The 14,909-nt window shown below is 40.9% G+C and carries 11 protein-coding genes; 7 read left to right on the top strand and 4 right to left on the bottom strand.

Going from position 1 to position 14,909, the window contains the following annotated elements; translation table 11 throughout:
- Positions 1-55 precede the first annotated feature (55 nt).
- The gene (locus tag DYU05_RS06375; RefSeq protein WP_117382124.1) at positions 56-2,344 is read left to right on the top strand and encodes a tetratricopeptide repeat-containing sensor histidine kinase; all 2,289 of its coding nucleotides are present in this window, start codon (positions 56-58) and stop codon (positions 2,342-2,344) included.
- Positions 2,345-2,461: 117 nt separating this feature from the next.
- Here the strand turns inward: DYU05_RS06375 and DYU05_RS06370 are convergent, their stop codons facing one another.
- The gene (locus tag DYU05_RS06370) at positions 2,462-3,424 is read right to left on the bottom strand and encodes a polysaccharide deacetylase family protein (protein WP_117382123.1); all 963 of its coding nucleotides are present in this window, start codon (positions 3,422-3,424) and stop codon (positions 2,462-2,464) included.
- Between the two features lie 466 nt (positions 3,425-3,890).
- On the opposite strand from DYU05_RS06370, the gene DYU05_RS06365 reads away from it, so the two are divergent.
- The 6 genes from DYU05_RS06365 to DYU05_RS06335 all read left to right on the top strand — a co-directional run bounded on the left by DYU05_RS06365 (position 3,891) and on the right by DYU05_RS06335 (position 10,855).
- Positions 3,891-4,601 carry a pirin family protein gene (locus DYU05_RS06365; RefSeq protein WP_205771798.1) on the top strand — a complete coding sequence of 237 codons (711 nt, stop codon included), beginning with the start codon at positions 3,891-3,893 and terminating at the stop codon, positions 4,599-4,601.
- A gap of 1 nt (position 4,602) precedes the next feature.
- A complete protein-coding gene (locus DYU05_RS06360) occupies positions 4,603-4,902 on the top strand; it encodes a hypothetical protein (RefSeq protein WP_133300180.1) in 300 nt (99 codons plus the stop codon).
- 588 nt (positions 4,903-5,490) lie between these two features.
- Positions 5,491-6,528, top strand: a complete 1,038-nt coding sequence (locus tag DYU05_RS06350) for a glycosyltransferase family 61 protein (RefSeq protein WP_117382119.1) — start codon at positions 5,491-5,493, stop codon at positions 6,526-6,528.
- 43 nt (positions 6,529-6,571) lie between these two features.
- Complete coding sequence (locus DYU05_RS06345) at positions 6,572-8,743, top strand: peptidase domain-containing ABC transporter (RefSeq protein WP_117382118.1); 2,172 nt, start codon at positions 6,572-6,574, stop codon at positions 8,741-8,743.
- A gap of 16 nt (positions 8,744-8,759) precedes the next feature.
- Positions 8,760-9,272: an efflux RND transporter periplasmic adaptor subunit gene (locus tag DYU05_RS06340; protein WP_117382117.1), complete on the top strand. Its 513-nt coding sequence runs from the start codon at positions 8,760-8,762 to the stop codon at positions 9,270-9,272.
- Positions 9,269-10,855, top strand: a complete 1,587-nt coding sequence (locus DYU05_RS06335) for a vitamin K epoxide reductase family protein (RefSeq protein ID WP_117382116.1) — start codon at positions 9,269-9,271, stop codon at positions 10,853-10,855. Before DYU05_RS06340 ends, DYU05_RS06335 begins: the two co-directional genes overlap by 4 nt.
- A gap of 1 nt (position 10,856) precedes the next feature.
- Here DYU05_RS06335 and DYU05_RS06330 read toward each other — a convergent pair whose 3' ends face one another.
- The 3 genes from DYU05_RS06330 to DYU05_RS06320 are packed head-to-tail and all read right to left on the bottom strand — an operon-like array spanning position 10,857 to position 14,905.
- Positions 10,857-11,975, bottom strand: coding sequence for an FkbM family methyltransferase (locus DYU05_RS06330; RefSeq protein ID WP_117382115.1), 1,119 nt, complete (start codon positions 11,973-11,975; stop codon positions 10,857-10,859).
- A 3-nt stretch (positions 11,976-11,978) separates the two neighbouring features.
- Positions 11,979-13,052: a glycosyltransferase gene (locus DYU05_RS06325; RefSeq protein WP_117382114.1), complete on the bottom strand. Its 1,074-nt coding sequence runs from the start codon at positions 13,050-13,052 to the stop codon at positions 11,979-11,981.
- A 2-nt stretch (positions 13,053-13,054) separates the two neighbouring features.
- Positions 13,055-14,905 carry a glycosyltransferase gene (locus DYU05_RS06320; RefSeq protein ID WP_165852009.1) on the bottom strand — a complete coding sequence of 617 codons (1,851 nt, stop codon included), beginning with the start codon at positions 14,903-14,905 and terminating at the stop codon, positions 13,055-13,057.
- Positions 14,906-14,909: the final 4 nt, after the last annotated feature.

Raw genomic sequence — 14,909 nt, 5'->3', positions numbered from 1 at the left:
CTATAAACTTTAATTTGAAGTTTTTTCGTTACCTTTCGGTAAGTTTCTTTAAAAAATGAAACCGAAGACCTCTTTATATAGACAGATAATTACTGGATTACAATTGGGAAGGCTTAGCCCGGCTGGTTCTTTTTACGGTATATCAACGTATGTTAGCGCGTTGCTGTTGTTACTGACATTATCATCAAGAGGGCAGGCGCTTTATCCCATGAATGGTAGTGACCTCAAGGGTGCACTTAAGCTGGAAAAAACGGATACCGCGAAGATTCGCTTGTACCAGAAACTTCGTAAATTTTACGCCGGGCAATACTTGATTGAACAAAAAAAAGTGTATCTCGACAGTGCTATAGGCGCCATAAAGAAAGCGGTTGAACTTAGCGAGAAGGATCATGAGGATTCACTTAAGTACCAAAGTTTAAAATATCTTGGACTCTCTTACATACAAGCAGGGGACACCTTGGCCGCTAAGCGTTGCCAAGCCCTGGCTGAGCGATATTTCCTGACGTCACGACATTTCGATCTGGCCATAAAATCATGGATAGGTTTTGGAGAGGCTGCTGACCGTATGGGATTATATACCCTTGGAATGTCATCGTACAGGAAAGCGATAAGTTTGTTCTTCAAGCATCCGGCTGCCGGTAACGAGGCCAATATCAGATACCATATTGCCCAAGAATATTTTTTATTGAAAAACCCGGCTGAAGGGGAAAAGGAAGCTCTAGCCATTGTTGCCAAATTCAAAAACAAAAACATCAATCTTGACCAGGCTAATGTATTTTTGGCTGCATACTATAGAACTGTCGGAGATTACCGCCGTGCCCTGAAATATTGCCTTGCCAGCGTGAGAGATGTAGAAAAATTTTCTGAGATCAACGAACCAGATTATTACTACGGTGAATTGGCGCTGATCTATGACGCTCTTGGGGAATCTGAAAATTGTATTAAATACTATAAAAAGACGCTCGAACTTCGAACTAAAACAGCGATAGAAGAAGAGTTTTTGTTCAGGACAGCAGGTTTTATCATTAAAAACTTCATTAAGCTCGGAAAGATAAGCGCTGCATTGAATCAATTTACGACACTGAGAAAAGAACATCCACCGAGAAGTCCAATAGGTAAGATCTTCGACCTTCAAAATCAGGCTTATTGTGAAGATGCGACCGGAAAATCCGCTATAGCTGAGCGGCTATACCTTCGGGTCATTGACAAATTAACCTCATTGCAGCTTCTCGGTGTTCGCTCACTGGCTTACGAAGATCTTAGCAATTTCTATCTAACACATCATCGGTTTGATGAAGCCAAAATGTTTGCAGAGAAGATGGGGACGGGATCCGATCTTTTTGAGAATAAAAGATTTGAATTTTTACGTTTCAAGATCGACTCGACAAGGGGCGATGACCACAGTGCTTTAGGACATTACCTCAGTTTCACAAAGTTAAGGGATTCGATAACAAATGAATCTAAAAACAGGGATATTGCGGAACTGCAACTACAATATGAAACCGATAAAAAAGAAAATGACATTCGTTATTTGAAAAAAAGCGGCGATTTGCAGAAAAAACAGTTGAAGCAAGCTAGACTTGATCAAAACCTTATTCTTGGTGGCTCAAGCGTTTTATTGATACTGCTTGTTTTGTTGTATAGAAGTTATAGGATCAATAAAAGCAACACGATAGAAATTGACCAAAAAAATAAGGTCCTAAACCTTACGGTTGGTGAAAAGGATGAGCTTTTAAAGGAAAAAGAGTGGCTTATAAAGGAGGTGCATCATCGTGTTAAGAACAACCTTCAAATTGTAATGGGGTTACTGCAGCGCCAATCGTCATTTATTAACAACAAAGATGCTTTGTCAGCGATAAAAAATAGTGAGCAACGGATGAATTCGGTAGCACTGATTCACCAAAAACTTTATCAGTCAGATAACGTCATGACTGTTAATATGGCCGAATATATTGAAGAGTTACTTGGCTACCTGGCCAGTTGTTTTAATTTGGACGGCGCCATCATTTTTCAAAAAGACATCGATTGTATTGAGCTTGAGGTAAATGTAGCTGTCCCGGTTGGTCTTATATTAAACGAAGCGGTGACCAATTCAATAAAATATGCTTTTCGTGATAGGAATAGTGGAATTATAAAGGTTTTGTTAAAAAAAGCAGAAGCGCATAAGTATTTACTAAGCGTTTCTGACAATGGTGATGGCCTTCCTGCTAACTTTGACCTGCAACAAATACATTCGATGGGATTCAACCTGATGAAGGGATTAAGTAAACAAATAGGTGGAAATCTTAAGATATTCAATAAAGAAGGGCTGGAAATCCGTGTGGAATTTGTTCCTTGCAGTTAAACGAAATTGCCACACAATGTTTACACTGCAATAATAAAAAAATGAGGACTTCAATACTGAGTAGCCCTCATTTCAATACTTTTTTAAAGTCAATAAAAATTAAGAATTATGATCGGTTTAATGGTAATCAGGATCGATCAATGATGTTTTATCGTTCATTGTCAATTTAGCAATATCGTCCTTTCTCATAACCTTTACACCTTCATGTTGTAGAGCATATTTTAAAAACTGATCCATAACATTCACCTGCGCTGGAGTCCCGCTAATCCGGTCGTGGGCACTAAATGACATCATTCTCTTTTTGGTAGCCCCTTCCTTGTATAATTGGTCAAATTCTAACTTTAACGTTTCAAGAAATTGAGTGGATGAAAAATTTCGTCCTTCCAGCAATAAAATATCGTTACAACGGAGAGTGTAAGGTACCACGACAAACTTCTTTCCTTCAACAGGTATTAAAAATGGCTCATCCCGGCTTAAATCGTCGATATGATAGGTAAATCCTAATTCCTGAAGTATTTTTATTGTGTTTTTACTTCTTCTTAGCCAATTACAATTATAACCTGTCGTCGTTTGCCCGGTAATGTTTTTTATAAGGTCCACGCTGTCTTTGATGAACTTCTTTTCTTCCTCGTAGCTCATAGCATATTCAGGAGTCCAGTATAAACCGTGACCTGATATCTCATGACCACGTTTTGCTATCTCACGTGTCAGATCAGGACTTTTTTGAGCAGCACCTCCAATGACGTGACTGGTGACTTTGATATTATGTTTGTCCCAAAGATCTAACATCCTCGATATTCCCTCTTTATAGCCATAGGTAAACCACGTTTTTGCAGGCAGGTCGGGAAAGCCGGTTTTTAAATTTGCAGGAAAGGGACTGTCAAAACCAAATTCTGGTTCGCCACCTGCTTCAAACTGCATAGAGATTGAGATAATTAGGCGTGTTCCATCACTCCAGCCAGTTGGTTCCCGAGTAATAACACTCTTGTCGGTTGGTTCTGAAAAAAGTGTTTTTGGAATAAACATTGCACCCGCCCCTAACAGCGATGCGTTTTTTAAAAATTCTTTGCGTGTGCTCATTATCAAGATATAGATTTCAAAAATTTTGAATGAAGCTTAGAACATAGGTTTTGAGATAACCCCAATCTTATTAGGCTAAACAAAGTTCAATCCATCTACATATACCATTGAAAATCATTTATTTAAGTTTTATTAATATTTTAGATTGACGATATTTAGTGCGCTAAAAATGATTACAACGAGATATCGTTGAAGCAAATTACAGCATCTATAATCCTGATAAAATGCTGTATCGACCTAATAGATTAAAGTTTGGAATGGAAGGGGAGCCAAATAGATTATCTATTTGGTTTGTTGAATAATATTCAAAAATTGCAGACTATTTTAGTTTTATGTAAAGAATAGACCTTAATCCTCTAGTTGAACTATGTCAACCTGGAGCAATGATATAAAATAAATGTTCAAACATCTATTTTTTACAATAGCTTTGTTTATTAATATCACTTTCCTTTAACTAATAATCGACATGAAAACAGTTTTTCATAGTGCAGGCAGCAGAGGATTTGCTGATCATGACTGGTTGAAAAGTAACCATTCATTTAGCTTTTCCGGATATTACAACCCCGACAGAATCGGATTTGGTGCATTACGTGTCCTAAATGATGATAAGGTAAAAGGAGGACGGGGTTTTGGCGAACATCCGCATGACAACATGGAAATTATTTCTATTCCACTAAAGGGTGGTCTGGTACATATGGACAGTCTGGGTAACTCAGCAATAATCCGGCCCGGAGAAGTTCAAGCAATGAGCGCCGGGACAGGAATCTATCACACTGAATATAACCAGGATGAAAACCTTGATGTAGAGTTTCTCCAGATATGGCTTTACCCGGATAAGAGAAATGTAACGCCTAGGTATGATCAGTACGTAATTCCGTTTGGTGACAAGAATGTACTCCATCAGGTGCTATCGTCAAGTGAGGATGATTCGGGGGTTTGGATACACCAGCAGGCATGGTTTCATATGGGGGAGTTTGATAAAGACATGTCACTCACCTATAAGATGAAAAATCCAAGTGACGGCTTATATATTTTTGTTATAGCTGGTAGCGTAATCACAGCAGATTGCACTCTGCAAGCTCGGGACGGGTTGGGTATTTGGGAGATTGGTGAAGTGCCTTTAACTGTTACAATGGGAAGCAAAGTTCTGTTGATGGAAGTGCCGATGAAATACTAAGATGAGAGAAATAAATTTACTTGTTGTCAGTTCTCACGACGGAATTCTATCCACGATGCTTCGTTTGCTTAACAGCAGGGAAAACTGGAATGCCCTGGGTGCGAATTCCATTACTACCGCCAAATCTTTACTAGGCCAGCGTTTTGATCTCGTTTTATTGGGTAACGGGCTATCATCACTTGATGAAGATTCCTTTACCATTTATGTTGCCGAGAACTATCCCGAAACAAAGGTATGCATACACTATGGAGGCGGAAGCGGTCTTTTATTTTCTGAGGTAAGGCAAACACTGTGTATTTAAGCACACATTGATCTTAAATGATTGTAGATCGTTTTCACATGGAAGGTCGTTTTTTTTACACAACCTCTTTTTAACTTACCTAAGTTAATGGTTCAGAAATGCAACTTTATCAAATTGTTTATTTTCAATTTAAGAAGCTAATTTTGGCAATATCTTCCCAAGAAAATTTACACTTGCGCCATTTGATTCTAATTATTATCTTTAAGAAACGATTAAAACACTTACAGACTTTAGAGAGTAATTTCGAGAGTAGTAAATATTTGAGATTATAAGACGTTAATTTTCCGACGGTTAGCAGAAAGGTTCCAATCCCTCCTTCACCGCTGAATTGAGTGTCGAAATTTATCAAAACCCCGTAAACCACATATTTACGGGGTTTTTGTTTGATGGGAATAGTTAAAACTTGTTTGAAATAGCGCAGAGCTCTTAAACGTTGATGAGGTTTCAATAAAAGTCCTGGTACCTTCTTGAACTGAAAAAAGCGGGCACTCAACTTTCAACAACTCATACGATGTAATTACATCGTTTAAACTTCAACAGATTATACCAGCCATAGGAACTGTTAGGCATGTTTAGTAATTTGCCCACATGAGTATTACTACCGTAAATGTTGCACTTCCAAAAAACTTACAACCGTCTGACAGGCATTTATTTGAGCCTTATAAAACCTACAAGATTAGTAATCTGCCAGTATTAGACTTGGAGGAAGTTTTTGTTACTTATACCGGTTTTTGTGCCAATGAAGATGGGCTTATCAGCGACTGTCATCACGATCATCCCTATCAAATGGCAGGCTACGTTGCAGAAACTATGAATTACTACCAGGATGCATCTGACCACCCGGAAAATCTGATTGAAATGGATGAGCATAAGCGCTATTTACTAATACATCACCCATGGTACAATTACTACCATTGGCTTTGCGAATGTATCCCACGGCTTTGGCGGGTACGAGACCAGTTAAAGGACGTAGTCTTATTAATTCCCGAACACTATATTAAAACAGATTTTATAAGCGGGTCATTGCTTCCGTTCAATGTGCAAAATATGTTTGTTATCCCTCGGGGAAAAAGCCTGATGGTACCTAAATTGAGGTTACCGCGCATTAAGCCACTTTGCGATTCTTACGATAAACTCGAGCTAAAGGAGTTGGCTGCATTTTATAGTAAATATGCAATAGAAAATATTGCAGATATAAATATCGGTGATAAAATTTATCTAAGCCGCCGTAAGGCAGCTCGTAAAAAAGTGTTTAACGAAGACTTGGTTGAAAAGGTTATGACTCAATATGGCTTTAAAACGGTGTATAATGAAGATTATACCTTTTTAGAACAGGTACGTTTGTATGGTCATGTTAAGTACCTTGTATCTATACATGGCTCCGGGCTTACCAATATGATGTTTATGCCTGAAGGGGGCAGCGTCTTGGAAATTTTAAAAGCAAAAACCAATGACCTTGATAGACCAAGCTTTGTGTTTTGGTATGAGGCAGACGCTTTGGGCCACCAGTATTATGCACAGATAAGTGCTCCTGTTAATGAGCCCGATGATTACTTTTTTGGTGATTTCTATATTGATATTGAAACTTTAAAAAAGAATATGGCATTGATGATGAACCACTCATGAGTTTTCGTATATTGGATCGCCAATAAGCCTTTAGGGGCCACCTATGTTAACATCATTTCCTAATTTCAAGCAACTCGATACGATGGATTGCGGGCCTACTTGCCTGCGTATAGTGGCCAAATACTACAGGCGCGACATCAGTTTGGGTGTTCTGCGCAATTATTGTCAAATTAATAAAGACGGCGTTAACCTACTAGGTATTAGTGAGGCTGCCGAGAAAATCGGATTTCGGTCACTCAGTCTACGGCTAAAGCCGGAACAGTTGAAGACTGCAGACCTCCCTTGCATCCTCCACTGGAAAAACAACCATTTTGTGGTGCTTTATAAGATTAGGAATGATCAGTACTATCTTTCAGATCCTTCGGGTGGTTTGGTTACGCTTAATCAGGTAGATTTTAACAGGGGTTGGAGTGAAAGTGGTGCGGGCATTGCTCTAATGCTAAGCCCAACGCCAAACTTTTATACGCAGGAGCACGAGAGAGACGTACTCAACTGGAAAACTTTGCTTCGCTACGTATCCAAGTACCGTAGCCTTATCACACAGTTGTGTTTGAGCCTTGCTTTAGGCAGTATCCTTCAGCTGATATTTCCCTTTTTAACACAGGCTATTGTTGATGTTGGAGTACAAACCCGCGATCTCGGTTTTATTTACATTATACTTATCGCTCAAACAGCGCTTGTCCTTGGCCGTGTAACTGTAGAATTTTTACGTTCCTGGATCCTTCTTCACGTGAGTACACGGATTAACCTTTCCATCTTGACGGACTTTTTAATAAAGCTTATGCGTTTGCCCATGAGCTTTTTTGACACTAAGAAAACGGGCGATATCATGCAGCGGATGAGCGACCAGCGTAATATAGAGACCTTCTTAACCGGGTCGGCACTTAACACAATCTTTTCGCTTATTAATTTGGTAGTATTTTCGGTTGTATTGGTCTTGTACAATGCCACCATTTTTGTGGTTTTTGTAGTTAGTGGTATAGGCTACCTTGTTTGGATAAATCTTTTCTTAAAAGCACGGCGTGAGTTAAATTATAAAAGTTTCGACATTTCTTCCCGCACACAAAGTAATGTAGTGCAGTTGATTGGTGGCATGCAGGAAATTAAGCTGAACAATTGCGAACGTCAAAAACGGTGGGAGTGGGAACGGCTACAGGCCAGTTTATTCAGGTTTAGTGTAAAAAGCCTTGCATTAAGTCAGTACCAGCAAGGCGGCTCAACATTAATCAACGAAGGTAAAAATATCCTTGTGACGTTTTTAAGCGCTAAAGCTGTGATAGAGGGGCACCTCACTCTGGGCGGAATGGTGGCAGTGCAATATATTATAGGACAGCTGAATGGCCCGATAGAACAGATGCTGGGCTTCATTAGGTCCTTTCAGGATGCGCGGATAAGCCTTGAACGGTTGAATGATATACAGGGCGTTGCCGACGAAGAACCTGTAGGAAAGGAGCTGATATATAACTTACCGCAGGATAAAAGTATCACGATCAAAAATCTATCATTCACCTATCCGGGAGCAGGAAACGAACCGGTTTTAAAGGAATTATTTTTAGAAATACCGCAAGGCAAAACCACCGCAATTGTAGGCATGAGCGGTAGTGGTAAAACAACCCTGCTTAAACTTTTGCTGGGATTTTACGAGGTATCGGCAGGCAGTATTACCATAGGTGACACAGCGTTGAGCCAGTTTAGTGTCCGCGCATGGCGTGGCAAGTGTGGTGTGGTTATGCAGGACGGTTTTATTTTTTCTGATACTATCGCTAATAACATAGCCGTCGGGGACGATAGCCCCAATGAGGCGAGACTGTGGCATGCCGTAAATGTCGCAAACATCACCGACCTGATTGAAAACCTACCACTTGGCATTGATACTGTAATAGGTGCCGAAGGAAATGGTATAAGTCAGGGTCAACGGCAGCGATTGCTCATTGCCAGGGCGGTTTATAAAGATCCGGATTATATTTTCTTTGATGAGGCTACCAACGCCCTCGACGCGAAAAACGAACGTGTAATAATGGACAACATGGCTGGTTTTTTTAAAAATAGAACGGTAGTGGTGGTTGCACACCGCCTAAGTACGGTAAACAATGCGGATAACATTGTGGTGTTAGATAAAGGAAACATTATTGAACAGGGAACACATCAGCAACTGATAGCCTTGCGTGGCGAGTACTATAAGCTTGTAAAAAATCAATTAGCATTGGGAGAATAGCAAATTAGAATAGGTTATGCCAATAGATAGCACACGAGATTTACAAAGACGCAATAGCCCTGAATTAGATGAGGTTATCTCAAAACCGCCACCGGCTATCATCGCTTGGGGCATAGGCACCATTACTGTTATTATTATGGTGCTGGTGGCATTAGGAGGCTATTTAGAGTACCCCACCTTCATCAATGCACCTATCCACCTCAACGAAGAAGCTAATGGTCAATTAACTGCTAGTGCTCAAATAGCTGAGCGTGACATTAGCAAAATCAAGAGCGGACAATTGGTTTATGTTCACCTGAATGCGTTAGCCGATGGTGGCAACAATGATTTGCGGGCGGCAATCAGTACTATTGATACTGTTGTAGGAAAGAATGGAATAATTAGTGTTAAAGTCACCGGCCTTCCTAACACGTCAACTGCTGGCGAGCCAGCATTATTACCGGGCATGTCTGGCGAGGCGAAGATCCTGATATCTCGAGCTTCATTACTTCACCGGGTTACTGAACAATTTATTCATTTGCCAAAATGATTGGGGACAACATACCTACCGTATTGTTTGAACTGGCGCGAAGGTTAAAGGTGCCGCTTACGTCAACAGGTATAAAGCGCGAACTGAATAAGCACCCAGAGCACTATAATTTCGTTGGTTTGGCAGATGTGCTCGGTAATTTTTTAATTCCAAATGGTGTATTCGAATTGCCAATTGATCGTCTGACAGAACTCGAGACTCCTTTTATTGCTCATTTAAAAAGCAGGGGAGGCGAGTTTGTAGTAGTAACCAATATAGATGATGGTAGTGCAACAATAGTAAATGAAGTTTATGCAAACAAAAAAGTTAAACTGGAGTGGCTAAACAGTCAGTATTCTGGGAGGGTATTAGTTGCAGAAGCGAATGATGGTGCCGGTGAGAAAAATTACGTTGTGAAACGACGACGTGAACTTAGGGAACTTTACCGGGGTAAATTTTTGATTGCAGGTGCTGCGTTTGCTGCGATGTGCTTGCTGATGGCAAAATATCCTGATTTCGCCGATAAGCCGGGCATCTTTGCGTCGTTAATACTCAAGTTGACCGGCGTAGTGATTAGCCTGTTACTCGCGCTCAAAAGTATAGATATATCTAACCCGTTGCTTGACAAATTTTGCTTTATAAACCGGAGAAGCGATTGTAACCAGGTGATTTTTTCTGATAGCGCAAACATTACCGATGAGCTTAGTTGGGCTGAGGCAGGATTATTCTATTTTTTAACGACTTTTTTGCTGACGGCCTTTGCCGGTGCCAATAGCCCGCTGATACAATACCTCGCGCTTGCAGCCTTGCTGCCGGCTGTGTTTGTATTGTATTCGTTGTACCTTCAGGCGTTTGTTATAAAGCAGTGGTGTATGCTATGCCTGTCTATATTAATTATACTTTGTGCAGACGGTGCTTTGTTATTCAGATATGCGTCCTGGCGGTTGCCCTTACTTACCGTTGATAGTGCTTTTTTAATGTTGTTTTGCTTTATTGTACCTGTTATTGCATGGGCCGCTATCAAACCTCATTTAAAAGCAACACGAATGTTGCAGGCTAGCCGGGAGCAACTACGAGCGATTAAAGGCCAGAACATTTCACTTTTCAAAAAAATAATGGCCGATCAGCAGGAGGTTGTGATGCCTCCCCAGGAAATGACAATTATAGAAGGGGATAGAGGTGCAAATACCGTAATAACTATCGTATCCAAACCGTTTTGTGAGGCCTGCGGTGAAGCGCATAGCCTCCTGTCATCATGGGTAAGTTCCCGGGAGAATATTAAAGTTCAATTGTTTTTTTACGTATTGAACTACGATGGCGACCCGGAAACAGCAGTAGCCTCGCACATGATGAGGCTTGCCGCTGAGCATGATCCGCATACATTATCAAACGCAATTAACGCATGGTTTGATGATAAATTAAAAAATTTCGATGCATGGAGGGCAAACTATCCTGCGTCTCAACAACTTAATGTGGAACCTTTATTAGAGATGCAGAAGAAATGGTGCGAAGCCAACGATATATCAAGTACACCCCGCTTGTTTATTAATGGCAAGCAGTTACCAAATTTCTATAAACTGGAAGAAATCAAATACTTTATCTAGATCATGCACGAGGAGTTTTTGCAGGTGGCAGATTATTAACTGCTTCCCAAAAAGTAATTTTTGCTTGAGCGTTAACGTGTAAACCGTGCATGTTTCTGACGAAGTAAGCATTAAACTCTACAGCTTCGCTCAGGAAACTGCCAGTTTGCTCCAGGTGTCGCAAGAAAAAGCCATGGTGATATAGCATCTTGTGGATATCAAAGAACAGTTTTTGTTCTTTGTATATTTGTAATAAATGAGTTTCTAGTTCTATACAAAGGACCTGATCCAGCAATTTGCCAAATCCTTCTAATACTTCATATTCAAATCCTTGTACATCTATTTTTATAAAATCTGGTACATGCAACCCCGTTTCCGCCGCAACTTGTTCAAAGCGTCTAAGGTTCGCCTTGGTAGAGCCGATCACCGTAAACCACTTTTCGAGATTAAAGCGCCTGAGGACATCCATATTAGGTTCCAATACTGATGAGCATGACTGAGACGCTGTAATATTAATGTCGCGTTCCTCGTTCAGGTTGCTTAAACCCGTTTCCAAGACCATTGCATTTGGGTACTGCAGTCTAATATCAGCCGCTTGTCCGGCATCAGGCTCTATTAGCAACAGCATGAAATTAGGGTGCTGCGCAAAACGCTCCCATTTTGGCGGTAACCCGTAGCTTGCACCAATGTCAACGTAGGTTACTTGAAAAGGTAAATCGTCTACCTCAATTAACGATGATGGCTGGGTGTTCTCGATCGCTAAAGCAGTGCCTGGTTCTGGCGGCTCCAAAACCAAAACAGTTCCCTCAAAAATCAATTTAAATGAATCAAGCAGCATAGGAACTTCATAGCTGTTGCGACTGGTTAAAAACACTTCCCTGTCGTTAATTTCGGTTACGATCATGTACTCGCCATTGTGCGTAGTAACGTATGTAATAAACGGCAGCGGTAGTTCATGCAAACGCTCGAAAGGCCAGTTATATGCTGCATTATCAATGGCGTATGCTTTAAACGTCTCACTTATTGATAATAAACTTGGGTAGTCGTCATGAGCTTTAAGGTGGCGGCACGCGGTCACCACATCCACTTCCGGTCTGAACTTTCTTAACAAAGCACTTATCACATGTTCTTCGCTGTCCATTAGTTATAATTGTATTGCATCCGATAACGGCGCAAAGCATTTTTCCGGTCCGTAATTTTGTTCTATAAAGTCGCCAGCTTCAGCAACTAAGCGCTGTCGTATGAGGCAGTCATTTATTAATCTTTGTATTTCAAAAGCAAAATCTTCTGTGTTATCAACTATTATTAAACCTTTACCTGCAAGTTGTTCAAGGCCGCGAGCACCATGCGCAGTGGTGACTAATGGCACGGTGCTGGCCAGTGCTTCAAGGGTTTTTATTTTCATGCCTGCCCCGAACCTTACAGGGTTAATAATAATGTCCGCATTGTCATAAACCTTGTTGATGTCAGCGGCGTAGCCCTTGAGAAAAACACGCGCTGGTAATTCGCGGCCCATAAGCGGGTGACAAACATTGCCGTAAATATGCAGCTCAATATTTTTTTCTGCAGATACCAAAGGCCATGCCGTTTCCATGAAGTGAATTATTGCGTCAACATTTGGCAGATATTCGCTAGCGATGTAAGTGATTGTATTTACTTTGGGCCGTACAAGTCGCCGGTGAACTAAATTCGGATGAGGGCACAGTATTACTTTTCCAGGAATTATATCATACAACTTTTTACGGTCGGGTTCGCATAGAACCATAACATGATCGTACACATCCATAATCCCGAATTCGTCTTCCGCGGACATTTCATGGATTATGCCGCCATAATTAAATTTGTGAAAGGCTTCGGTACGGTCACTAACGATGTCGTGCATGTCGAGCAGCATAGTTACATCTTCATTGACAAAATTTAGCATATAGCTAAGGTGGATATACTCAATGATTACTGCATCTAAACGAATATCTTTTGTTTTTTCTGCCAGCTTTTCACCATACTTCATAGGAGAGAGGATATCTTCGTTATCAAGGATAATTACCGTCGCTTTTAGCTCAGCTATTCGCGGCGTTTCCATCGGCGACACTATACCGATGTAAGCGATATATAGTTCGGTATTATCACCCAGATAACTTACCAGCGCGCCGATGCGTACGCGGTGGCCTGCGCCGCCATTCCAAAAATCAACATCAGTAATCAGCAAGAGTTTTTTCATAGTTAGTTAGCAATGCCGGCGTTGTAAATTGAAGCAACAATAACCTTTTTCACCTCTACGGGTAAAGCTAATAGATGTAATAGTAATGTACTTACATCATCGAAGAACTCGACAGGTGAGGCATTAAGCCGCGTTTGGTTTTCGGCAGAGGTTACCATCCATTGTTTCATCCAGGCATTTTCCGGAGCGTTTATAAAACCCACAGATGACATATCATTCATTATCTCTATAAAAGTAGCTTCGTTGCCTTGGGTAATATCCATCAGGTTTGTGTTACTACCCGTTGGTTTTTTTCCATGAAGATTGCGCAATTCCTCAGTGGAAAGATTTAATCCCTTTCTCAACAAAGCATGAAGATAAAAAGCCAAGGTAAATGCGCTATCACTATCTATTGGATCTTGAGCCAGGACATTTGTTAAGATGCCGGTAACCGTCCTTGATAAATTAATTAAAGTTTCCACGTCCAGCGTTTTAGTTACAACCCCCGGGAATTGATATAACCCGTAAGCAACCCGCCCTACAGGGAAATCCATAAAGGTGCTGTGGTAGCGGGCAACTACCGGCACCGTCACAAATGAGAACTGCGATAATAACCCATTAGCTTCTGCAACTAACCAGGAAAACAGGCTTTCTGAATTGCCAAAAGGCAAGAACCAAGTAACTGAGATATTATTGCCGCGGTAATTACTTAGACCGAATACGCAAAACGCTTCGGGACTTTGCCTAATGACTTTTTCCTGTAGAGGCAAGAGGATTTCCTGTAGGAGTTGGTGCCATTGACTTATGTGACAATATACCGACGTTGTTAGCACACGGTAGTTTCCTGCATTATTATCAACATTTATTGGAACAGATGTATCGTTGTTTAAAAAGCGCCTATTTGTGTATTGGGTATAAAACATTAGCATTTCGGTAATCAATTTTTTTTCGGTTACCTTCTCCATGCTGCGATCAGACGACGTAAGGTGTCCGTCTTGGACTGCAAATTTCAATTTCTGTCCATTCGGCTCATCAATTGTCAAAATCTCTGCCCCAAGCGTCCAACGGCCAATTACCCATTCGGCGTTTGTAAGTGCAAATTCATACCGGTGCCTTAACGGCCGAAATGTGTTTTCTGGAGATTCCCAGTTTTTTGTGGTGCGGTCAACAAGTCTACCTGACGCACAAGTGCCGTCCTTAAAAACAAATAACAGGTCAGATTCGTACGGCGAAATCAAGCCCAGATAAATGTCCTTTAAAGATGAGAACAACTGTTCTTCACGTATGCGTTCTTCGTCGTCGTGAGTAATGGCGTTAAAAAATATTTTGTCAGTAATTACCTCTTGTTTCAAACCGGCTTTTTTTAGCCGGCTAATAATCTCGTAATCTTCAAAACCATAACCGTTCATTGCTTCGTTGTAACCTCCTATCTGCATAAAGTCAGTTCTTCTACAGCATATACGCCCTAAAAAGTCAGGAGTATTAGCTATCTCATTCGAAAAGGCCGTTAAGAAAATGTCAGCGTCAGAGTGAAAGCACCTATTGATGTAATGAGCGAATCCCTTGCCCACAAAATTGTCAGCATCTATGTTACATACCAGTTGGCCGGTGGCTGCATTGAAAGCCATGTTGCGCGACTTGCTCCGTTCGAAATATTCAACATCAGCCACTCGAATGTATTTGACTTTTCCAGCGGCCAAATGGGTAGCCATGTTTATGGTTATCCATTGTTCCAGCCCATCGTTAGAGTTATAATCTAAAATAATGAATTCTAACGCCGGGTATGCTGCGTTATCAGCGAGGTTTTTTGGCAGTGTTTGCCTAAGATGGTGCAGGCGGTTGCGGATTGCTGTGCAAAAAGAAATAGTGTACAACTCA

Origin of the sequence: Mucilaginibacter terrenus (assembly GCF_003432065.1) — a bacterium.
GTDB lineage: Bacteria > Bacteroidota > Bacteroidia > Sphingobacteriales > Sphingobacteriaceae > Mucilaginibacter > Mucilaginibacter terrenus.
Note: the sequence above shows the minus strand (reverse complement) of the source record. Positions and strands in the feature narration are given on the sequence as shown.